This window comes from Bacillus sp. 16GRE42, assembly GCF_019837435.1.
GTDB lineage: Bacteria > Bacillota > Bacilli > Bacillales > Bacillaceae_G > Bacillus_A > Bacillus_A wiedmannii.
In genome coordinates, this window is record NZ_JADAXF010000001.1 from 1,676,395 (window position 1) to 1,699,058 (window position 22,664).

Annotated in this window: 25 protein-coding genes; 2 read left to right on the forward strand and 23 right to left on the reverse strand. The window is 36.2% G+C overall.

Annotated features, from left to right (window positions below):
• Positions 1-18: 18 nt before the first annotated feature.
• Positions 19-165 carry a YycC family protein gene (locus ILS93_RS08645; protein WP_001247671.1) on the forward strand — a complete coding sequence of 49 codons (147 nt, stop codon included), beginning with the start codon at positions 19-21 and terminating at the stop codon, positions 163-165.
• 189 nt (positions 166-354) lie between these two features.
• Here the strand turns inward: ILS93_RS08645 and ILS93_RS08650 are convergent, their stop codons facing one another.
• From ILS93_RS08650 to accB, 15 genes are all read right to left on the reverse strand, one after another.
• Positions 355-1,878: a glycosyltransferase family protein gene (locus ILS93_RS08650; protein WP_098102844.1), complete on the reverse strand. Its 1,524-nt coding sequence runs from the start codon at positions 1,876-1,878 to the stop codon at positions 355-357.
• A 285-nt stretch (positions 1,879-2,163) separates the two neighbouring features.
• Positions 2,164-2,958: a sporulation transcription factor Spo0A gene (gene spo0A / locus ILS93_RS08655; RefSeq protein WP_033656399.1), complete on the reverse strand. Its 795-nt coding sequence runs from the start codon at positions 2,956-2,958 to the stop codon at positions 2,164-2,166.
• Between the two features lie 287 nt (positions 2,959-3,245).
• Positions 3,246-4,544, reverse strand: a complete 1,299-nt coding sequence (spoIVB, locus tag ILS93_RS08660) for a SpoIVB peptidase (protein ID WP_002096319.1) — start codon at positions 4,542-4,544, stop codon at positions 3,246-3,248.
• A gap of 118 nt (positions 4,545-4,662) precedes the next feature.
• The gene (recN, locus tag ILS93_RS08665) at positions 4,663-6,402 is read right to left on the reverse strand and encodes a DNA repair protein RecN (RefSeq protein WP_064474830.1); all 1,740 of its coding nucleotides are present in this window, start codon (positions 6,400-6,402) and stop codon (positions 4,663-4,665) included.
• Positions 6,403-6,669: 267 nt separating this feature from the next.
• Complete coding sequence (argR, locus tag ILS93_RS08670) at positions 6,670-7,119, reverse strand: arginine repressor ArgR (protein WP_001032581.1); 450 nt, start codon at positions 7,117-7,119, stop codon at positions 6,670-6,672.
• 142 nt (positions 7,120-7,261) lie between these two features.
• Positions 7,262-8,101, reverse strand: a complete 840-nt coding sequence (locus ILS93_RS08675; protein ID WP_001274751.1) for a TlyA family RNA methyltransferase — start codon at positions 8,099-8,101, stop codon at positions 7,262-7,264.
• 3 nt (positions 8,102-8,104) lie between these two features.
• On the reverse strand, positions 8,105-9,997 hold the full coding sequence (gene dxs, locus ILS93_RS08680; protein ID WP_064474829.1) for a 1-deoxy-D-xylulose-5-phosphate synthase: 1,893 nt from the start codon (positions 9,995-9,997) through the stop codon (positions 8,105-8,107).
• Positions 9,998-10,299: 302 nt separating this feature from the next.
• Entirely contained in the window at positions 10,300-11,190 is an 891-nt protein-coding gene (gene ispA, locus ILS93_RS08685) for a (2E,6E)-farnesyl diphosphate synthase (protein WP_064474828.1), read from the reverse strand.
• The gene (gene xseB, locus ILS93_RS08690) at positions 11,190-11,420 is read right to left on the reverse strand and encodes an exodeoxyribonuclease VII small subunit (protein ID WP_000428423.1); all 231 of its coding nucleotides are present in this window, start codon (positions 11,418-11,420) and stop codon (positions 11,190-11,192) included. The genes ispA and xseB overlap by 1 nt, the downstream gene beginning before the upstream one ends.
• Positions 11,410-12,768, reverse strand: a complete 1,359-nt coding sequence (xseA, locus tag ILS93_RS08695) for an exodeoxyribonuclease VII large subunit (protein ID WP_000415269.1) — start codon at positions 12,766-12,768, stop codon at positions 11,410-11,412. The genes xseB and xseA overlap by 11 nt, the downstream gene beginning before the upstream one ends.
• A gap of 26 nt (positions 12,769-12,794) precedes the next feature.
• Positions 12,795-13,655 (reverse strand): bifunctional methylenetetrahydrofolate dehydrogenase/methenyltetrahydrofolate cyclohydrolase FolD, encoded by an 861-nt coding sequence (folD, locus tag ILS93_RS08700; protein ID WP_064474827.1) that lies wholly within the window; start codon positions 13,653-13,655, stop codon positions 12,795-12,797.
• 23 nt (positions 13,656-13,678) lie between these two features.
• Positions 13,679-14,071 (reverse strand): N utilization substance protein NusB, encoded by a 393-nt coding sequence (gene nusB / locus ILS93_RS08705; RefSeq protein ID WP_000830249.1) that lies wholly within the window; start codon positions 14,069-14,071, stop codon positions 13,679-13,681.
• A gap of 346 nt (positions 14,072-14,417) precedes the next feature.
• Complete coding sequence (locus ILS93_RS08710) at positions 14,418-14,810, reverse strand: Asp23/Gls24 family envelope stress response protein (protein ID WP_000807630.1); 393 nt, start codon at positions 14,808-14,810, stop codon at positions 14,418-14,420.
• Between the two features lie 22 nt (positions 14,811-14,832).
• Positions 14,833-16,185 carry an acetyl-CoA carboxylase biotin carboxylase subunit gene (accC, locus tag ILS93_RS08715; protein WP_000592872.1) on the reverse strand — a complete coding sequence of 451 codons (1,353 nt, stop codon included), beginning with the start codon at positions 16,183-16,185 and terminating at the stop codon, positions 14,833-14,835.
• A gap of 16 nt (positions 16,186-16,201) precedes the next feature.
• Positions 16,202-16,690, reverse strand: a complete 489-nt coding sequence (gene accB / locus ILS93_RS08720) for an acetyl-CoA carboxylase biotin carboxyl carrier protein (protein ID WP_000472874.1) — start codon at positions 16,688-16,690, stop codon at positions 16,202-16,204.
• 469 nt (positions 16,691-17,159) lie between these two features.
• Here accB and ILS93_RS08725 point away from each other — a divergent pair, with 469 nt between their 5' ends.
• The gene (locus tag ILS93_RS08725; protein ID WP_046957516.1) at positions 17,160-17,354 is read left to right on the forward strand and encodes a hypothetical protein; all 195 of its coding nucleotides are present in this window, start codon (positions 17,160-17,162) and stop codon (positions 17,352-17,354) included.
• Between the two features lie 85 nt (positions 17,355-17,439).
• On the opposite strand, the gene ILS93_RS08730 is transcribed toward ILS93_RS08725, so the two are convergent.
• From ILS93_RS08730 to spoIIIAA, 8 genes are read right to left on the reverse strand one after another with little or no spacing between them, the layout of a single operon-like run.
• Positions 17,440-18,084, reverse strand: a complete 645-nt coding sequence (locus tag ILS93_RS08730) for a SpoIIIAH-like family protein (protein WP_000914706.1) — start codon at positions 18,082-18,084, stop codon at positions 17,440-17,442.
• A gap of 15 nt (positions 18,085-18,099) precedes the next feature.
• Positions 18,100-18,762, reverse strand: a complete 663-nt coding sequence (gene spoIIIAG, locus ILS93_RS08735; RefSeq protein ID WP_000368870.1) for a stage III sporulation protein AG — start codon at positions 18,760-18,762, stop codon at positions 18,100-18,102.
• Entirely contained in the window at positions 18,752-19,384 is a 633-nt protein-coding gene (gene spoIIIAF, locus ILS93_RS08740; protein ID WP_001161039.1) for a stage III sporulation protein AF, read from the reverse strand. Before spoIIIAF ends, spoIIIAG begins: the two co-directional genes overlap by 11 nt.
• 12 nt (positions 19,385-19,396) lie before the next feature.
• Complete coding sequence (gene spoIIIAE / locus ILS93_RS08745) at positions 19,397-20,569, reverse strand: stage III sporulation protein AE (RefSeq protein ID WP_000943696.1); 1,173 nt, start codon at positions 20,567-20,569, stop codon at positions 19,397-19,399.
• 10 nt (positions 20,570-20,579) lie between these two features.
• Positions 20,580-20,963: a stage III sporulation protein AD gene (spoIIIAD, locus tag ILS93_RS08750; protein WP_077393170.1), complete on the reverse strand. Its 384-nt coding sequence runs from the start codon at positions 20,961-20,963 to the stop codon at positions 20,580-20,582.
• A gap of 23 nt (positions 20,964-20,986) precedes the next feature.
• Positions 20,987-21,190: a stage III sporulation protein AC gene (spoIIIAC, locus tag ILS93_RS08755; RefSeq protein ID WP_000020914.1), complete on the reverse strand. Its 204-nt coding sequence runs from the start codon at positions 21,188-21,190 to the stop codon at positions 20,987-20,989.
• A 14-nt stretch (positions 21,191-21,204) separates the two neighbouring features.
• Positions 21,205-21,720: a stage III sporulation protein SpoIIIAB gene (gene spoIIIAB / locus ILS93_RS08760; RefSeq protein WP_000238694.1), complete on the reverse strand. Its 516-nt coding sequence runs from the start codon at positions 21,718-21,720 to the stop codon at positions 21,205-21,207.
• On the reverse strand, positions 21,714-22,640 hold the full coding sequence (spoIIIAA, locus tag ILS93_RS08765; protein WP_064474826.1) for a stage III sporulation protein AA: 927 nt from the start codon (positions 22,638-22,640) through the stop codon (positions 21,714-21,716). Before spoIIIAA ends, spoIIIAB begins: the two co-directional genes overlap by 7 nt.
• Positions 22,641-22,664: the final 24 nt, after the last annotated feature.

The following is a 22,664-nucleotide window of genomic DNA, read 5'->3' on the forward strand; positions in this document are numbered from 1 at the left end:
GAAAAAGGAGGTACTTCTATGAGACCATTACAAATTTCTCCAGACACTGCAGTCCGCCTATCAAAAGCATTAGGTGTTCCACTTGAACAACTTATGCATATGCCGCAGCACATTTTAATTCAAAAGTTAGTTGAATTAGAAAAACAAAATAAAGACGAAGAATAATACAGTCCTGTTTTGCAGGGCTTTTTATTATTTTCTATTATATCACGGATGACTTCCCTGCTAAAACCCTTTAACAGATGCACTATGATTCCATGTAATCTTTTCTCAAAACATTTATATTCAATTAAATGAAACCCCCCTCTTTTAATAAAAGAAGGGGGTTCTTACTACTTGTTTCAATTACTCAAATTATGCATTTTTTTCTTTGTTAAAAATCATAAACAATTTATACAACCCTAAAGAAGCTGGAATATTCATAAATGCAAATGCTTCATACGTATAATGAGGAGCTGTTTCCCATAGTAACAAGAAAGTAAATACTCCTAATGTACTAATCATCGCAATTCGTATAACTTCCGATTCATTTTCATCTTTCTTTTTATAAAGAATAATAGCCGCCAGAACAGCTACATAAACGAATAATTTGATAACATACGAATATATAGTAACGATTTCATAATTCGTTGTACTATAGTTCGATACGTAATTAGTTATCGTGTCATTCTTCTGCTCAAACCATTCTCCAATACGGTACATGGAGAACTGACTTGATACCCATTCTCTAGTTATTTTTTCATTTAAATGTTGTACATAACCCGTTACACCAAGTTCACTGAAACGCTGCACTATAACTTCTTTATTGTGTTCATTCAAATCCTTCGTATTCTTTATGTTTTCATCATCAATATAATCTGCATCTGCCTGATTCCACACACCATACGTATCTTTGTTCAGCCCCATTTTCACCCAATGAGTGAATGGAATTTTTTCAATTTCATTATCGGTGCTGAGATTTAACTTTGTCGTTATACCTTTAAAACTTACAATAAGGATTAAACAAAATAAAACACTACTTAACACCTTTATAGAATATTCCTTACGAAACTTTAAAATATTTTCAATTAAAATCGCTAAAGCTACAGCCAATGCGGTTGGTCTTATAATATAAGTACAAGCTGCGAAACCCCCTAATAAAATCCATAAAATAATCTTCATTCTTTTTGTTTCCGCCGTTTTCAAGCACAAATATGTATACATCGTTGCTGAAATAAAAAATATTACTAATGTATGCGTATAGAAAACTGGTGCCTGCCAATATATAAAAATGTTTAGCACAGATAACACGATCGATATGTGAGCAACTTTAAAGTTTGTAATTTTCCTTACAATCAATACATTTAAAATAATACTACCTGTTATACAGGCTATCGGTAATATTTTTATCGCTAAATCTACACTTCCTACCAATCTAGCAAAATATCCTCCTAATAATACGATATGTGTATTATATGGATAAAATAGAAGCTGTCCCATTTCTAAGAATTGATCATCTCCATTAAACACAGAGACAATCCCTTGTTTAAGGATGGCATAATCTCCTATAACAGGGTTAAATGCTATGGAAGTAATAAATATTTCCATCATCAAAATGATTATACTACCTAAAGTAATCATAATATTTGTGTGTGTTCTTTTCATTTTATTAATAACCCACTTATAATACATAAAAAAGAGCGCAAATAAAAGCAACGTCACCGCTATAACAGCACCGACTTTTTCAGGAGTATACTCCTCAGTCGGATAAGGAAATTCACCACTCATCAAAATTGTTTTGGGGATAAAAAATTTACTTACTATCATTGAAAATATAGATAAAAACACCGTCATAACAATGAGTGGGTAAGCTCGATTCACTATTTTTTTTAAAGTCATTCATCCATTCTCCTATATTTCTAAATTTTCCCAATCAATGATACGTTATAGAGATTATGATGTCAAACCCACGTATTTCCTGTGCACACCCTATTTTCACTGCATTTTTTATATACATATGCATTCCTTCAAAATCCTTAAATCAAAGCAAATAAAAAGACCAACGAATTCTAAAATTCATTGGTCATTAAATAAAAAGTTCATTGGTTTTACATTTAATATCGAGTATAAATTTAAAGAATGATTAAGCTTTACTAAAACTTAAATCCCTTACTATCTTTACTCTCAGCTAGCCTTATGTTCAAGTCTCAGCTTATCCGCAACCATTGCGATGAACTCGGAATTCGTAGGTTTTGCTTTTGACATGGATACTGTATAACCGAATAAGGACGAAATAGAATCAATATTCCCACGACTCCATGCTACTTCAATTGCGTGACGGATTGCACGCTCGACGCGGCTTGCTGTTGTATTATATTTCTTCGCGATATCTGGATACAATACTTTCGTAATAGATCCAAGTAATTCGATATCATTGTACACCATAGAGATTGCTTCCCTTAAGTACATATACCCTTTAATATGAGCAGGCACACCGATTTCATGAATGATACTCGTAATGCTCGCGTCTAAGTTTTTCGGTTTTCCATCTATTGTAGTTGCTGAACGGAAAGATGGAAGTGGACGTTTAATGGTAGCGTTCGCCTTACCGCTCACTTGACGAATATGACTCGTTAAATTCTCCATATCAAATGGTTTTAATATGAAATATGAAGCACCTAAGTCAACTGCTTTTTTCGTCACATCTTCTTGTCCAAATGCTGTCAACATAATTACGCTAGGCTGTCTTAGCCTTTCAATATGTCGCATTTTCTCTAGTACAGCTAAACCATCTAAATGTGGCATAATAATGTCTAAAACAAGTACATCCGGCTGCTTATCATTTAATAAATTTAAACACTCTTGACCATTATAAGCAGTACCAATTACTTCCATATCATCTTGAGCAGCTACGTAACTCTCTAACATTGATACTAATTCTTTATTATCATCCACAAGACATACTTTAATTTTCTCCACAGCTTTTCCTCCCTTACCGAATCGATTCTCCGACATGTGTATCCTTCTAGGCTACATGAATTGTTCGACAATTGTGTGAAAATTCCCTTTTAAAGTTTGTTACTTTCCGATAAAATCACAAAAAAATATGTTTATCGTTCATTTATTCCCTTTCGCAACACATTCCATCATAGAAATACAACGAAACGTTCAACCCTTTTCTTTTATTTTACAACAAAAAACACCTCTTGCGGAGCTTTTACAAAATTTCAACGAATTTTTCAACAGAAAAGCGAGCTAATTAATAATTAGCTCGCTTTTCTTTCTTGCTCATAAATGTTAATTCCAGCCTCATGTAACATCCATTCAATATGAACACCATATCCTGATGTTGGATCATTTACAAATACATGTGTAACAGCACCAATTACTTTCCCGTTTTGTACAATTGGACTTCCGCTCATGCCTTGTACGATACCACCCGTTTTCGCTAATAAACGTTTGTCTGTTACTTTTATTACCATGCCTTTTGTAGCTGGGAACTTTTGCGGTACTGTACTTACAACTTCAATATCAAACGCTTCCACTTTATCTTTATCAATAACTGTTAATATTTTTGCCGGTCCCTCTTTCACTTGATGAGATAGTGCAATAGGCATCGCTTTATCCATTACGCCATTTGGTATATTTGTATTTAATTTTCCGAATATACCGAATGGACTATTTATTGTAATATTACCAATCACTTCACGATCTGGTGAGAACCTCGCTAATTTCTCTCCTGGATTCCCATGACTACCTCTTTCAATTGATGTAACTGTCGAACGCATAATTTGTCCATCTTCGACTTGAATCGGCTTTTTCGTATCGTTATCAGAGATGACATGACCAAGTGCCCCATATTTCATAGAATCAGGATGAACAAATGTCATTGTTCCGATTCCAGCTGCCGAATCACGAATATATAAACCAATTCGATAAGACGATTCTCCACTGTCTTTTTGTGGTGTTAACTTAGTGCGGATATGTTTCCCATCTCTTAGCAAAACAAGATTAAGCGGTTCGCCTGTTTCACCACTATTATGAATAAATGGTGCTACATCACTCATTCTTTCAATTGTTTTACCATTAATTTCAGTAATCATATCTCCAATTTGCACACCAGCTGTTTCACCAGGAGAGACTTTCCCTTTTTCAGTTTGAATTAAATGATGCCCTACAACAAGTACCCCTTTTGTATTTAACTTCACACCAATTGATTGTCCACCTGGAATAACTTTAAAATCTTTCAATACTTTCACATTTACTTTTTTCACTGGAAAACCAGCAAGCTGAAACACCATATCTGCTTCACCATTTTGATGAGGATTTACCATAAGTCCTTGTTTTTGTTCATTGGAACTTACTGTAAACACATGACGATCTGTAGATGAAGCTTGAAAAACTGGTAATGAAGCTATTTCTGATTGTTGTCCTTCAAAAACAACAAGTTGCTTCGGGGATGAAATAAACGTCCGAAGCGGTTTAAAACACCCAATAAAAACTAAAGAAACAAGGAGACAAAGACCTATTATTTTGCGAAATCTTTCTAATCTCAATTTGTTCACTCTCCTCGCTCCTACCCCACATTCAGCCTCTTGGCTTCACTTTTTAATCTCTCCTTGCAGTGCTTTATTTATAACCGGAAGAATTAAGAAATCATTATTTGAGAAAAAAAGCTATCCATTACTGGATAGCCTCTGCTGTCTGTTTAAAATGATGCGCTTGCGTAAGTAATTCTTTCGCATGTTCTGTCGTTAAATCTGTAATTTCCACACCAGAAATCATTCGAGCTATTTCTGTTACTTTATCCTCCATAGTTAAAACGGTAACTGATGTAATTGTCCGATCATTCGCTACTTGTTTTCGAATAAATAAATGTGAATCCGCCATTGAAGCTACTTGAGGTAAGTGCGTAATACAAAGTACTTGCGAGTTTACTGATACTCGATAAATCTTTTCCGCAATAGCCTGTGCAACTCGACCACTTACACCAGTATCCACTTCATCAAAAATAACAGATGCAACACCTTGATGCTTAGAAAAAATGCTTTTTAAAGCTAAAATAATACGAGATAACTCTCCGCCAGAAGCGACCTTTGAAAGTGGTTTTAGCGGCTCACCTGGATTTGTTGAAATATAAAATTCCACATGATCGTAGCCATCCGCTGTAAGCCTTACCGGGGCACCCTCAACAAGAGGCTCTTCAGCATTTCCTTCTCTCTTCATGATTCTAACTTCAAATTTTGTTTTCTCCATATATAATTCTTTTAATTCCTGATGAATGGCATTTGTAAGATGCTCTGCAAGCTCATGACGCATATTACTTAAGGACGTTGCTTCTTGCAGAATAACACTTTCTAATTCCTTTAATTGCTTCTTCGTCGTTTCAATATGAACGTCTTTATTTTCAATCGTAAAAATTTCTTGTTCAATTTTATCAGCATACGCTAAAATCTCTTCTACAGTATTTCCATATTTTCTCTTTAGCATACGAATTTCATTTAAACGCGTTTCAATTTCGTCTAAACGATTCGGATCATATTCCATCATATCGAGCTTTTCTCTAAGTTGATACGCAACTTCTTCTAATAAGTAGTAGCTATTTGCAATTGAATCATGATTTTCTTGATACACTTCATCTAAATGTGTAATACTCTCCATTTGTCCCATTGCACTTCTTACATTATCTAAACCTTGTCCGTCAGCGCTTAATGAGCGATATGCATCGCCTAATGCTTTGTAAATTTTTTCAAAATTAGAAATTTGCAATCGTTCTTCAGTTAATTCAATTTCTTCATCCATCTTTAAATCCGCCTTACTGATTTCTTCATGCTGGAATTGAATTAAATCTAAGCGATGCGCCATTTGTTGTTCATTTTCACTTAACGATTTCAACTGTTTTTTTAATTTCTCATAGTCAGCGTATACATTTTGATATATACCCAATTGTTTAACAATGCGATCTCCATCAAAATGATCAAGCATAAACATATGACGCTCTTCATTCATTAAATCTTGTGTTTCGTGCTGCCCATGAATATCAACAAGTGTTTTTCCAATTTCCTTTAATATACTAAGGGTGACCAGTTTCCCATTTACACGACATACACTTTTTCCATTTGCAGCGATATCACGCTTCAAAATAATCATGCCGTCTTCTATTTCTATATCCAACTCTTCTGCCTTTTCAATACACGGATGCTTATCATCTTCTACATAAAATAGCCCTTCTATCTCAGCTTTTTCTGTTCCGTATCGAACAAATTCCGCTGAACCACGACCCCCTACAAGTAAACTAATCGCATCAATAATAATCGATTTTCCGGCCCCTGTTTCACCACTTAAAACCGTTAACCCTTTTTGAAAAGAAATATTTAATGCCTCAATAATAGCAAAGTTTCTAATCGATAATTCCGATAACAATGCCCCATTCACCTCGTTATAAACTAATCCCCTATTAAGGGCTTTTCTCAGTTCTTCATTCAAATAGTCATACTATATGTTTGTATGTATAAATTACTTTTCTAACCGCTCCATTGTACCAAACATTCGTTTTACGGGTCAATCCACCTATTTTCTAATTTTATTCAAAGAAAATATTATATTACAATTAAGAATTCACATTTTTAACCAATAAAAAAATCCTGTTCACTTTCCACTTTACAGAGGAAAGCAAACAAGATTTTTTTATTACAGCATATTTAAGAAACGATCAGAGACAACACCTGTATCTTCAGGTGTACGGCAAATAATTAAGCAAGTATCATCACCACAGATGGTTCCGATGATCTCATCCCACTCTAAATGATCAATAAGTGCTCCAAGTGAATGAGCGTTACCAGGCAATGTTTTTAGCACAAGCATATGTCCTGCCGTGTCTAATTTTACAAATGAATCCACTAGATTGCGTTTTAATTTTTGTAACGGATTAAATCGTTGATCTGCTGGCAAGCTATATTTATAGCGACCATCATGTAATGGCACTTTCACTAAGTGCAGTTCTTTAATATCGCGCGATACTGTTGCTTGCGTTACATTAAATCCCTCATTACGTAAAATATCAACTAATTCATCTTGTGTTTCAATTTCTTTGTTCGCAATAATTTCCCTGATTTTAATATGGCGCTGACCTTTATTCATACATTTGCACCTCACACTATCTCTTACCATAGTTTAAACATTGGTATACTTCACTTATTTATGTTAACTTATAATTCGTTGCTTGTACACAATTGTTTTTACAATCATTATACAATTACAACAAAAAGAGGAATAACATATGTTATTCCCCTTTTCCTTTTTGTTTTAGGACATCATGCGCCTCTGTAACTACTTGCTCAACAGAAACTGGAGAATGATTTTCGCCATTCTCACGTTCACCATGCCATTTCAGATGAATTAAAAATTCAATATTACCATCCCCGCCCGTAATTGGTGAGAATGTTAAACCTTCTACGTCGTATCCTTCTTTTATAGCAAAGTCGACAATCATTTCTACGACAGCCTCATGTACTTTTCGATCACGAACGATACCTTTTTTCCCAACTTGCTCTCTTCCAGCTTCAAACTGCGGTTTAATTAACGCTGCTACATCCCCATTAGGCATAAGCATTGTTTTTAAAACCGGCAGTATAAGCTTTAATGATATAAATGAAACATCGATACTAGCAAATTGCGGTAAACCACGTTCTAAGTCTGCTGGTGTCACGTAACGGAAGTTTGTCCGTTCCATTACGACAACACGCTCATCTTGACGCAATTTCCACGCAAGTTGATTGTATCCTACATCTAATGCATAAGATAATTTCGCTCCGTTTTGAAGCGCACAATCTGTAAAGCCACCAGTTGATGAACCAATATCTATCATAACTTTATCTTGTAAATCCAGGTGAAATGTCTCTAATGCCTTTTCAAGTTTATAACCACCACGGCTTACATACGGCATAACTTGGCCCTTCACCGTAATCTCTGTATCTTGTGGGATCTTCTCTCCTGGCTTATCAAGTCTCATCTCATTCGCATATACAAGTCCAGCCATAACGGCGCGTTTTGCTTTCTCACGTGTTTCTATAAGTCCTCGCTCTACTAATAGTACATCTACTCTTTCTTTTTTTGCACTCATTTGTTACGCCCTTTTTTGTTTTGATGGAATCATTGTATGAATACGGTCTACAACAGCATCTGTCGTTAAACCGATTTCTTCTAATAATTTTGTTACACTACCGTGCTCTATGAAACGATCTGGAATACCCATTCGTTCAATTAACGCACTATGGTACCCGTTCTCAGACGCAAATTCAACTACTCCCGTTCCAAAACCACCAATTAAGCAAGCTTCTTCAATCGTTAAAATCGGTATATTTTTCCCTAAGAGATCATGTAAATATGCTTCATCCATCGGTTTAATAAAGCGAGCGTTCACTACTTTCACTGAAACTCCAGCCTTTTCAAGACGCTCAGCTGCTTCCATTGCCATTGGTATTGTCGTACCAAATGTTAAAATAGCCGCTTGTTTACCTTCTTTTAACGTTTCCCATGAACCGATTGGAATCGCCTTTAATTCTTCATCCATAGGAACACCAAGTCCATTACCACGCGCATAACGTAATGCGATTGGTCCATCTTCATATTGCATCGCCGTATATACTAAATGTTGCCCTTCATTTTCATCTTTCGGCATCATAATTACCATATTCGGCAAGTGGCGTAAGAATGAGATGTCAAATACACCTTGATGCGTTTCACCATCTGCTCCTACTAATCCAGAGCGATCGATTCCGATGAAGACATTTAAATTTTGGCGGCATATATCATGAACAACTTGGTCATATGCTCTTTGTAAAAATGTTGAATAAATCGCTAAGAATGGCTTCATTCCTTGCGTTGCCATACCCGCTGCCATTGTTGTAGCATGTTGTTCTGCAATACCTACATCAATCATACGATCCGGGAATTCTTTTTGGAATTTCTCAAGTTTCGATCCAACAGGCATTGCAGGTGTAATTGCAACGATACGCTCATCCGTTCTTGCTAGCTTAAGTACTGTATCACTAACAACAGCACTCCATGCTGGTGCAACCTCTTTCGGTTTAACGAAGTCACCTGATTCAATTTTATAAGGTCCTGTTCCATGCCAAGTTCCAATAACATCACTCTCAGCTGGTTTATAACCTTTTCCTTTTTTCGTAATAACATGAACAAGCACTGGGCCTTTTGTTTTCTTTGCGTATTGCAACGTTTCGAATAACTTTTCATAATCGTGCCCATCAACTGGACCTAAATATGTAAAGCCTAATTCTTCGAAAAAGACACCGGATACTAGTAGATATTTAAGACTATCTTTTATTTTCTCTGCTGTCGCAGCAACTTTCCCACCGACTGCTGGGATTTTCTTTAATATATACTCTAGTTCATCTTTTACCCAATGGTATTTCCCTGCGGTACGTAGACGTCCAAGTACATTATGAAGCGCACCAACGTTTGGTGCAATTGACATTTCATTATCATTCAAAATAACAATCATGTCTGTTTTTTCATGTCCAATATGGTTCAATGCCTCTAAAGCCATTCCGCCTGTTAGAGCACCATCTCCAATGATTGGTATAACATATTCTTTCGTTTTCTTTAAATCACGTGCTAGAGCCATTCCCATTGCAGCAGATAATGATGTCGAGCTATGGCCAGTTTCCCATACATCGTGCTCACTCTCGCAACGTTTTGGGAAACCACATAGACCTTGATATTGCCTTAATGTACCGAATTCCTTTGCACGTCCTGTTAAAATTTTATGTACATAGGATTGATGTCCTACGTCCCATAAAAATTTATCTTTCGGACTATCAAATAATTTATGCAGAGCAATTGTGAGTTCTACTACACCTAAATTAGGTGCAATATGTCCACCTGTTTGAGAGAGCTCTTCAATTAAAAACTTACGAATATCCTCACTCAATCCCTCTAGTTCACCGATAGACATATCTTTCAAAAAACTAGGGTTTTGAATTTGCGTTAGATCCACATGGATCACTCACTTTCATTTCATAATCTGTCAACATGTCAAATATTATAAAAAACATTTACACAAAACAAGAAATTATCTTTTTTTATTTTTCACCTTGTCCTGCAATTAACCAGTCTATTGCGCCCTAATCCCATTATAAACCATATTTCTTTAGGCGATGAAAAAAATAGCCGCTAACACGAAGTGATAACGGCAATGTAATCTACATATATTTTTGCCAATAACAAGAAAAGAAAAACCTTTTCCTACATTTATATCATAAAATGATGAATGACTCAACAAATGGAAACGCTGTTATATTAGTTATTACGTTTTGCAATCAAATCGCAAATAGATAGTAAATATTCATCTTGTAATTGCAAGGAACCAATAGCACCTTTTGCTTTTGCAATTGTTTCTTCTAAAATATCCTTTGCTCTATCTACAGTAAATAACGTCGTATATGTGCTCTTTTCGTTGGAAACATCACTACCAATTGGTTTTCCAATCTCTTCTTCGGTTCCTTCCACATCTAAAATATCATCTCGAATTTGGAAAGCTAGGCCGATATATTTTGCAAACGCAAGTAACTTTTCTTCTTGTTCTTCTGTGGCATCAGAAAGTATCGATCCTGCAAGCACAGCGAATTCAAGTAGTTTCCCAGTCTTATGCTTATGAATATACTCCAACTCATCCATCGTAAGCTGTTTCCCTTCAGCTTCCATATCTGCCACCTGTCCGCCAACCATTCCTTCTGGTCCTGCCGCTTTTGCAAGCTCAAGTACAAGTCTTACTTTTTTTTCAGCAGAGATTTCCTTTTGTTCATATGCCATAATAATTTGAAAAGCATACGTCAACAAACCATCGCCTGCTAAAACTGCCATCGCTTCACCAAATACTTTATGATTTGTGGGCTTACCTCTTCTTAAATCATCATCATCCATACAAGGTAAATCATCATGAACTAACGAGTATGTATGTATCATTTCAAGAGCACAAGCTGCACCTATTCCAAGATTTCTTTCTTTACCAAACGCTTGTAATGTCGCAAATAAAAGTAACGGGCGGAGACGCTTTCCACCTGCCTCCAAAGAATATGCCATCGCTTCACGAAGTACATTTGGACATTGTAATTCATTTGCATAGCTTACAAGCTTCTCTTCTACGAAAGTTTTACTTTCTTTCAAAAAAGTATCAAAAGCAATAGTCACTATGCTTCATCTCCTAAAGCAGTAAACGGTTCAAGCTCTCCATCTTCCCCAAGAATAACTGCCATTTGTTCTTGTACGTTCTTCAACTTCTCATCACAAAGCTTAGATAATTCCATACCCTCTTTAAAATAAGAAATTGCTTCTTCTAAAGGTACGTCACCTTGCTCTAGCTTAGAAACGAGGTGCTCAAGTTGCGAAATTGCCTCTTCAAAGCTTAATTTATTTTCCATTATTCAATTCACGCTCCTCTATGCCTGATACGCTACAATCTAGTATTCCATCTTGTAATTGAACTGAAACAGCATCTCCAAGGCTGACATCTTTCACACTTTTTAACACTTGCTTCTCTTCATCATATACAAGCCCGTACCCTCTCATCATTACTTTAAGCGGACTTAACGCTTCAAGTTTTTGAGCAGCTCTTACAAAAGCAAATTCTTTCGTCTGAAGTAATGTTTGCATTTCACGTTGCAATTGCTTTTGCAATGTTTCAACCGCTACCTTCGTTTGCATAATTTTTTGAGCTGGGTGGTGCTTCTCTAAATAAAATGAAAGCTGTTTTAACTGATTTACCTTTTTATCAATATAGCGCTCTTTCGCTAAAACAAGCTGTTCTAACGCTCTATCTAATTGCTCTTCTTTTTGCTCATATACTTGTCTTGGATAACGGAACGCATAAGATTTTTGCAATACTTGTAGTTTTTCTTCTTTTTTATGTACTAACTCTCTCATTGCTCTTTGCAATCTTAGAGTTCTTTGTAATACCTTTTCTTGTAACTCTATAATGTTAGGCGCTGCCAGCTCAGCTGCTGCAGTCGGTGTTGGCGCACGTAAATCGGCAACAAAATCCGCAATTGTAAAGTCCGTTTCATGGCCTACTGCCGAAATAATAGGGATCTCACTCTTAAAGATTGCCCTTGCTACCATTTCTTCATTGAAAGCCCATAACTCTTCAATAGAGCCTCCCCCTCGCCCAACGATTAGGACATCTATCTCTCCCATTTCATTCGCTGTACGAATCGCTTGTACAATTGAGGGAGCTGCTGACTCCCCCTGTACAAGTACCGGAAACACAATAACATTTCCAATTGGATAACGACGTTTAATCGTTGTTATAACATCACGAATCGCTGCCCCTGTTGGCGACGTAATCACACCTATTGTTTTAGCATAAGGAGGAATTGTTTTTTTATAAACTTGAGAAAACAAACCTTCTTCCTCTAAACGAACCTTTAATTGTTCGTAAGCTAAATGCAGGTTTCCGACTCCGTCAGGCTGCATGTCTTGAATATAAATTTGATAAGAACCACTCGCCTCGTAAACGGAAATTTTCCCTTTCACAAGTACCTTCATCCCATTTTCAGGTCTGAATTTAATATTACGATTATGACCCGCAAACATAACCGCTGCGATTCTTGCATTTTCATCTTTCAATGTAAAGTACATGTGGCCACGACTATGATTTTTAAAGTTGGAAATTTCACCTTTTAACCAAACAGACTGCAAATGCGGATCATATTCTATTTTTGTTTTTATATAGCGTGTTAACGCTGTAACGGTTAAATATTGTTTTTCCATTTCTCTCTCCTCATAGCCGACTCAAATTATTTACAAACGACACCTACACGCTTAGCAGATTCAACAGTATTATGAAGAAGCATTGTGATCGTCATTGGACCAACACCCCTTGGCACAGGTGTAATGTAACCTGCAACATCTAACACGTTGTCAAAATCAACATCACCACAAAGTTTACCTGTTTCTAAACGGTTCACACCAACGTCGATTACAACCGCTCCTTCTTTAATATAATCAGCTGTTACCATTTTAGGTCGTCCAACAGCTACGATTAAAATATCAGCTAACTTCGTTAACTCTTTCATATTTTGCGTTTTAGAATGACAATATGTGACAGTTGCATTTTCATTTAAGAACAATTGCCCCACTGGCTTGCCGACAATATTACTTCTTCCAATTACTACAACATGTTTTCCCGAGATATCAAGATTTGTTTCTTTTACTAATTCTACAATACCGTGCGGTGTACATGGAAGGAATGTATCTTGTCCCGTCATCATACGTCCCACGCTGATTGGGTGAAATCCATCTACATCTTTTTCTGGTGAAATTCTTTCAATGATAGCTTTTTCTTCAATATGTTTTGGTAAAGGTAATTGCACTAAAATGCCATTAATACGGTCATCGCCATTTAAGCGATCGATTTCAGCAAGCAAACGCTCCTCAGTAATTGTTTCAGGAAGTTCAATTAGCTCTGAATAGATTCCTACTTGTTCACAGCCCTTTTCTTTTCCTTTTACATAAGAACGAGATGCTGGATCTTCTCCAACTAGAATAACTGCTAATCCTGGTACAATCCCTTGCTCTTTCAACTTCACAACTTCTTCTGTTAATTGTGCTCGTTTTTTCTCCGCAACTTCATTTCCTTTGATGATTACTGCTACCATTTTAAGATTCCCCCTTAAAGAAATTACAGTGTATCTTTTATATTAGATAAAACGCCGTTAATAAAACGACGAGATTCCTCATCCCCAAATGTTTTAGCAATTTCAATCGCTTCGTTAATTGTTACGTTGTGTGGAATTTCTTCCATGTATTTCATTTCATACACAGCTACACGTAAAATACTGCGATCAACAATACTAATACGCTCCAGCTTCCATTTTTTTAAGTTTTGACGAATCGCTTCATCAATTACTTCTTTATTTTCTACAAAACCTACTACAAGTGATTCTAGAAACTCATTTGTTTCTTCACCTTCATCTAGCGTGTTTTCCACCGCTACTTTCGGTTCTAATTCACCTGTAATATCCATTTGGTATAATGCTTGCATAGCTCTTTCTCTAGCCGTCCTACGTTTCATTGTAACTCTCCTTTATGCTTCAAGTCTTTCCTTATGCTTTGTTATATTATTATAATTTATAAGCCGTCAATTCACTTACTCTTACAGTTTTCATTGATTTTCCAACCTTATAATACAATGATAATAACACAATTTATCGTTTCATACACGGGTTACAAGGCTGAAAAATAATAAAAAGATTAACTTCAAGTTCCATATCTTATCACAATGTACGTTTTTTGGAAAAACGAAACATCTTCTTTTTGATTTCTTATTTTTTGAAATAGTATAATAATTAGAGGGTTTTAATTTGTGAAGAAATGAAACGATAAAAAAGGTGCCTATGTTACTAGGCACCTTTTCATTCTTACACTGGTTCGATTTCTGTTTTTTGTGTTTCGAATGTTACGCCAACGATGTGAACATTCACTTCTTTTGGCTCAAGCCCTGTCATTGTAAAGAGTGCCTGACGAATGTTGTCTTGAATCTTTTGTGCAACAACTGGAATTGCTACGCCAAAATACATTACAACATAAAGGTCAACGATAATATCTTCGTTTGCTAATTCAACCTTTACACCTTTACCATGATTTTTCTTACCTAACTTCTCAACAACATCTGTAGCAAAATTACCACGCATTGCCGCTACACCTTCTACTTCAGCAGCTGCAATACCTGCGATTACTTCAATTACTTCTGGTGCAATTTCTACTTTACCAAGAGTTGTATCTTGACCCATATCTAACATATGTTCAGCCATGAAAAAAACCTCCTTTAATGTATCACTGCGTCACAAGTTCATGCTCTTCCAAAAATTTCGTATTAAACTCACCTTTTACAAAATCAGGATGATCTAGCAATTGCAAATGGAACGGGATTGTTGTATGTACGCCTTCAATGACAAACTCACTGAGTGCACGCTTCATTTTTGCAATTGCCTCTTCACGTGTTTTTCCGTGAACAATTAATTTAGCAACCATCGAATCATAGAAAGGTGGGATTGAATATCCCGGATATACAGCTGAATCGACGCGAATACCAAATCCGCCTGGTGGCAAGTACATTTCTACTTTACCTGGAGATGGCATAAATTTTTTGGCAGGGTTTTCCGCATTAATTCGGCATTCAATTGCCCAACCATTAAATTGTACTTCTTCTTGCTGTAACGATAACTTTTCTCCAGAAGCAACACGAATTTGTTCTTTAATTAAATCCATCCCTGTTACCATTTCTGTAACTGGATGCTCAACTTGAATTCTCGTATTCATCTCCATGAAATAAAAGCTTTTCGTTCTATATTCATAAATAAACTCAACCGTACCAGCACCTGTATAATCAACCGCTACCGCCGCTTTAACTGCCGCATCACCCATCTGCTTACGAACATTTTCATCAAGTGCAGGTGATGGACTTTCTTCTAGTAGTTTTTGCAAGCGGCGCTGAATTGTACAATCACGCTCTCCTAAATGAATGGCATTTCCATGTGTATCTGCCATTATTTGAATCTCAACATGGCGGAAATCTTCAACGTACTTTTCTAAGTATACACCAGGGTTCCCAAAAGCGGTACTAGCTTCTTGCTGTGTAATTTGAATTCCTTTTACAAGCTCTTCTTCATGGCGTGCAACACGAATACCTTTTCCGCCGCCACCTGCAGTCGCTTTAATAATAACTGGATATCCAATTTGATTAGCAAGCTCGATCGCTTCTTCGGTATTTTTAATAATCCCTTGTGAACCTGGTACAATCGGAACCCCTGCTTCTTTCATTGTATCACGAGCAACGTCTTTTGTGCCCATCTTTGAAATAGCTTCTGGACTTGGACCGATAAAAATTAAGTTACATTCACGGCATAGCTCTGCAAAATCTGCATTCTCTGCTAAAAATCCGTATCCTGGATGAATAGCGTCGCAGCCTGTTAACTTCGCAACACTAATAATATTCGTCAAATTTAAATAGCTTTCTTTCGAAATCGTTGGCCCTACACAATACGCCTCATCAGCAATTTGTACGTGAAGTGACTCTTTATCTGCTTCTGAATAAATTGCGACCGTTTCAATATCCATTTCTTTACAAGCACGAATAATTCGTACAGCAATTTCCCCACGATTGGCTATTAATACTTTTTTTATCATCACAAAGACTCCCTTATTACGCTTTTACAAGAAATAGCGGTTGTCCATACTCAACAAGCTGTCCATTATTAACAAGAATCTCAACAATTTCACCATCTACATCTGCATCGATTTCGTTAAATAACTTCATAGCCTCGACAATGCATACGATAGAATCTTTTGATACTCTGTCTCCTACACTTACATATGCAGGTGTATCAGGCGAAGATGAAGAATAGAATGTACCTACCATTGGTGATGTAATTTTATGTAGGTTTTCATTTTGAACCGCTTTTTTCTCTTCTTGTTTTGGTACTTCCACTTGTGCTGCCGCTACTGTTGTTTCAACTTCAACAGGTGCTACTGGTTGTACGACTTGTTTTGCTACAGGTGCTTGCACCGCAACAACTTCATTACCACGCTTTTTCATTTTGATTGTCGTACCATCTTTTTTGTATTCAAATTCATCAATATTAGAGCTATCAATTAATTTAATTAATTCACGAACTTCTTGAATTTTAAACATGTAAAATCCACTCCCATACTCTTGTTTGTCCCGTTTTTACAGATTCTCGTCACTAAAACTAGATTGACTGTAAAAATACGATGTACTCTATTAGAAAATGCATTTCATTTACTAATAGAAATAGTTGCTATTTCCATCTTACGATAAATTTTTTAAACATTCCAATTTATATTTCTTTATAATAAATCGAAACTCCTGTAAAAATATTATTCCAATAAAAAATTATTACCTAGTAATAATACCAAGTTTCACACGAAATTGGCAAGACCACTTCTAAAAAACATTCCTTACTTTTTTCACAATGCTACACAATAAACAGATCATTACCGCTCCACTCTTCACCTCATCTATAGTCAACAACATATTTTTACCAAATATTATTTTTTTGTTTACACACCGTTCATCATTCCTTCATATAAGAATAGTATGTTCAAAGTGTAGAAAATATATCGTATCGAGGTGTGGACATATGATATGGCTCATTCTCTTCTTACCTGCCGTAATGGTCTGGGCATTCGTTCTCTTCATCCACGTCAAATCCGGAAAAAGTAATCATCGTTACCATGAACCGCTAATCTTTTACTCACAACGTATTTCTCCATTCCGAGTTGAACATAATAAAAACAACTACAAAGACGAAACAGAAAAAAGCTATCGAAAATGATAGCTTTTTTCTATAATTATTTTCAAACAATCCGATTCGTAAAAACTAATAATCCGCAGGGGATTCCCCCGCGGATTATTAGTTTTTATTTTGTCGGTGGATCAAATTTCACACCTACATCTTTTGATCCGCCTTCACTTCTTACAAGCTGTATAATTTTATTCGCTTCTTTTTGTGAATGCTTTGCTGCTTTCACAGTTACTCTAATATCAGTTCCATCAGCTCTTACAAGGGCATCTTTATATCCTCCTTGAGACTTAATCACTGTCTCAAGTAATTCTTGCTTCGTTTCCATTGTAGTAATTGCATCAAAATTATCTTTCGCTTTACTCTTTTCTGTTGCTGAAGATTTTGCTGAATTCATAACTTCTTGTAATCTTGATTTTTGTTCACTTAGCTGATCTTCCATTTGCATACGTAGTGCTGTGAAATTTTCATCACTTGATTGAACTGTTACGTTAGCATCTTTTTTACTTGTTTCTTTGTTAGCACTCTCTTTTTTGTCTGTTTCTTTATTTGATGTTTCCTTGCTTGTATTTTCTTTTTTTGGCGTTTCTTTAGGTGCTTCATTTGTTACTGCTTTATCAGTACCTTGTTTTTCTTGTCCAATCTTTTCACCTGTTGCCGGCGATGCTGTATTCATTTTGTCAGGAGTTGTTACGTAATAAACAGATAGTACAACAACTAAACTTAACATCGTTAATAGCCAAACCGTTTGTTTTTTTAACACTTTATTTCCTCCCTATCAATTTTTCGGTGAAACTGAAACGCGATGGGCTGGTACATCTAGCAGCCGTATGACAGCTTCTTTTACCATCGCTTTAACTTGTATATTATCCACTCCTTTTGCTACGACAAGAACACCTCGTACTTTCGGTTTCTCTGTTCGTAAAACAACAGGAGTTTCTTTATCACCTTCACGTATAATGACTGTCTTTTCATCAAGGGACTCATCTTCTACTTCCCTCTTACCACCTGTCTTATCTGTTTCACCTGTTGTTTGTGAACGTTTCACTGTATTTTTCTCTAATATTTTTTCTTCTGATGAATCTAAATTTACTTTAATCGTTACATTTTTTACTCCCGCTATTTCTTCTAAGGCTGCTTTTAATTCTTGTTCATACGCTTTTTCATACTTTTCTACATTTGACATACTATCATTATTTTTTTGTCCAAAAGTTGGTACGTCTTTTTCTTGGTTTTGCGTTTTTTGTTCTTTAAATACAGGTACTTCTTCTTTTTTACTTGAAAAAAGACTACTAGAAAACATAAGCAAAATCCCAAGTATGAGTAGGACAAGTAAAAACTTAGGTGTTATCTTTTTTCCCTTCTCATTGCTTTCTTTTTCATCCCCATTCAATAAGTTTCGAAAAAATGAGAACTTCGAATTTTTATCTTTATTGTCCATTTACTCTACCTGTCCTCCCTTCCATTTGAACTTGGATTTGTTTATTCTCTAGTTGCCACCTGCTTGAAAAGAAATCTTTCATTTCTACATTCGTTTCTTCTACTTTTTTCGGAGGTTCCTTCGTGTTAATTTCAACTGGTTTTACTGTTTCGATTGCATCATTTTTACTACGTTCTTTTTCTTTCAACGTCACAACAACAGTTTGAATATCTTTTGCTGACTTTACTTCCGCTGTACTTTCCGCTGCGACTATTTGTATTTCAGAGACTGTCATACCATACTTTTTCTCGAATTCTTTTCCTACTTCTTTTTTCATTTTGGTAGCCATCTCTTCTAAACTATATGCACGTGTTAGAGCTTGTATTTCTTTTTTCTTCGAATCTATTGAATTTTTTACAGATCCTTCTGCTACGTACTTCTCTTCATTAAAATTTGCGATTACTTCATTCACATCTGTTTGCAGTAGTTTAAAAAGGGGCGTTAAGATTAAAACAACTAATAATAGACTTACAACGAATTTAACGTACTTTTGCAAATTTGAATTTGGAAGAATAAGATGAAGCATTGTCGCTAAGAGTAAAAAAACGATAATATTTCTAATCCACTCTGTAACAAATTGCATACCCTTCACCTCCTACCGCATCATAAGTGTAATGTTCCCCGCAGCAATAATAATTGTGATACTTAAAAAGAACATAAATGATACGATAGCTAAGCAAGCAAATACATAAATGATGCTTCGTCCGATAATATCTAAACATTGAATAATTGCTCCGCTGCCAACTGGCTGTAATACTGCTGCTGCGAATTTATAAATAAACGCGATACAAAAAATTTGAATCGCTGGAAAAGCGACAATTAAACATAGAATGACGAGTCCAATAATTCCGACTGTGTTTTTTAATAATCCCGATGCACTAATAACAGTATCCGCCGCCTCTGTAAACATTCTTCCTACTACGGGAATAAAGTTCCCTGTTACAAATTTAGCAGTTTTCACAGCGATTCCATCAGCAACAGCTGTCGCTGTTCCTTGTACAGATAATACCCCTAAAAAAATCGTTAAAAAAATACCGATAATCCCAACGCTAACGTTTTGCAGAAGCTTGGACAATTTCGTAACTTTATATTGATCACTCATCGTACTTACAATACTTAATATCGTTGCAAGTAATAAAAGTGGTAGAACGATATAATTCATCAAAAGCCCGCTCGTGTTCATTAAGAAGATGATAATCGGATGAAAAAACGATACAGATACAACACCACCTCCAGTTGCTATGAGTGCAAGCAAGATTGGCAATAGCGCTAATATGAAATCTACCATTGTTTGTATCGTTTCTCTTGCATATGTCATGACGACATAAAAACTATTTAAAGCGAAAATAATAAGTACCATATATACAACTGCATCCGCAATTTTACTTACACTACTCTTTGAAAATGCAGATTGCAGTGATTGCAACAATGCACTAAAAATTGTAAGCATAATGAGCGTTCCCAGCAGCTTCCCATTTGCAACAAGCTCGTGAAATAAATACTTTAATAAACCTAGCATCCACTCTTTTATAGAAATTTCTTTTTCTCCCTTTACAAACTCCATAAAACTACCTTTTTGACTCTCTGGTAAATAACCTCCATATTTTGTAACAAGCCCGTCCCAAAATTGCTTCACATCTTCAATTCCGAGCTTATCCAATTGTTGATCAACGACGTTTGTTTCTACAGGAGAAGCTTGTACAACAACCGGTAAAGAAAAGAAAAGGAAGCAAGCAAATAGCAGCTTAGCTCCAAACCCCCTCAACATTCACTCCCCCTTATCCCGTCGGTAAAAATCCGAGAATAGTTTCAATGACAACCGTCAAAATAGGAATCGCCATTACTAAAATTAAGATTTTTCCAGCTAATTCAATTTTTGAAGCGATTGCACCCTGCCCTGCATCTTTTGTAATTTGTGCTCCAAACTCAGCAATATAAGCAATCCCAATAATTTTTAGCAGCGTTTCTACATATACGTTGCTAACTTTCGCTTCACTCGCTACTCTCTCAATCATTTGTAAAATAGAGTGAATTTGATCAATTAAAATAAGAAACATCACGCTACCTACGAACACAATAAATAACGACGTAATGCTAGATTTATGCTGATTTAATACAGCCGCTAAAAACGTAGCAACGAGGCCTAATCCGACAATTTGTATAATTTCGATTCGAACCGCCTCCTTTACTGGAAGAGAAAGACACTCTTAATCTTGTCGAATAGCGTATTAATTAAAAATGCCACATGAAATAAAATAACGACAAAACCGACAAGGATAACCCAATTTGCAATATCCTCTCGCTTTAATTCTTTTAGTACGGTATGAATAAAAGCTAAAACAATGCCGATTCCGGCGATTTGAAATATTAATCCAACATCAATGGACATCGCCTTTCTCCCTCCTATAGCAGTAAAATTACGATAAGTAGCCCCGCTAGTACCCCTAAGCTCTTGATCATTTTTTCGTATTGCAGTTGTAATGCTTTCGCTTCTTCTTCTTCTCTCTCTAAATGTGTAATGCATAAGCGAATATGTTTTTGTTGTGATTCACGATCATGCTGTCCGAGCGTTTCGCCAAATTGCTGCAAAATCTCGTACTCAGTTTGTTGAAATGCTGTTAGCTTCCAATTTTCTTTCAAACTATCTATCCAAGCTTCTCTTACTGTTTGGTCTCCACTTTCTAGCCTTCTAGCGAAACTTTGAAATATCCAATTTAACGGCTTCGGCATTTGTTTCACTAATCGCTCAGCGGCTTCAGATAAAGGTGTATGCCCATACATAATTTCTGCCTCTAATGATTGAAGTGCCGCTTTTAATAATCTAAGTTGCCTTGGTCTCTCACTGTATCTTTTAGCGTATGAAAACCCGAAAAAGGTGCTGACCGCAACGATTAACACTGCACCAAATATTTTTACCATACGCCCTCAGCCTTTCTATGAGGTAATACCGATTTTCCATATTTATCTTTTACTTGCATAACTGTTCCTGGCCCTCTTGCTTTTGATAGCTCCACAAACCTATCAAATATGCCGAGCTCCAGCACCGCTTTTAGTGATGGACGTTTCACAACATCATCATAAGAAAATCCATGTGCACTTATAAAAAGCTGAACCCCTGCATGCACGGCCTCCATAATTGCTTCACTATCTTCTTTACGTCCGATTTCATCTACAATCAAAACATCTGGACTCATAGAACGAATCATCATCATCATTCCTTCAGCTTTTGGACATGCGTCTAACACATCTACTCGCGCTCCAAAGTCATATTGCGGGATGCCTTTCACGCAACCTGCAATTTCTGACCGCTCATCAACAATCCCGACTTTACAAGAAGGTATTTTCGAAGCACTTACACCTTGACTCATACAACGTGCTACATCTCTTAAAAGTGTTGTTTTCCCCGTTTGCGGTGGGCCAATTACCATCGTGTTTAACCATCTTGACTCATACAAATACGGCAAAAGTGGTTCAGCAATTCCTATTTTTTGACGAGCGATACGAATATTAAAGGAAGAGACATCTCGAATCATTTTCACTGCGCTTTTTTCTGTAATGACTTTTCCAGCTAAGCCGATTCTATGTCCTCCTCGAAGTGTCACATACCCACGTTTTAATTCCTCTTCCATCGTATAAATTGAGAATTGACTTAACTTATTCAATAAGTAAATGGCATCCTCTGCTGTAACGATATAGTCATAAAAAAACACTTCGCCATGAGCAATACATTCTAGCGGTCTTCCAATTCGAACACGAATTTCCTCTAGAGCATTGTATTGCTTACACCTTTCCACTAGCTGCTTCATCGTTTTCGGTAAAACTTCTAATACTTCTTTCATCAGCTTCTCCCCACTATACTCGAC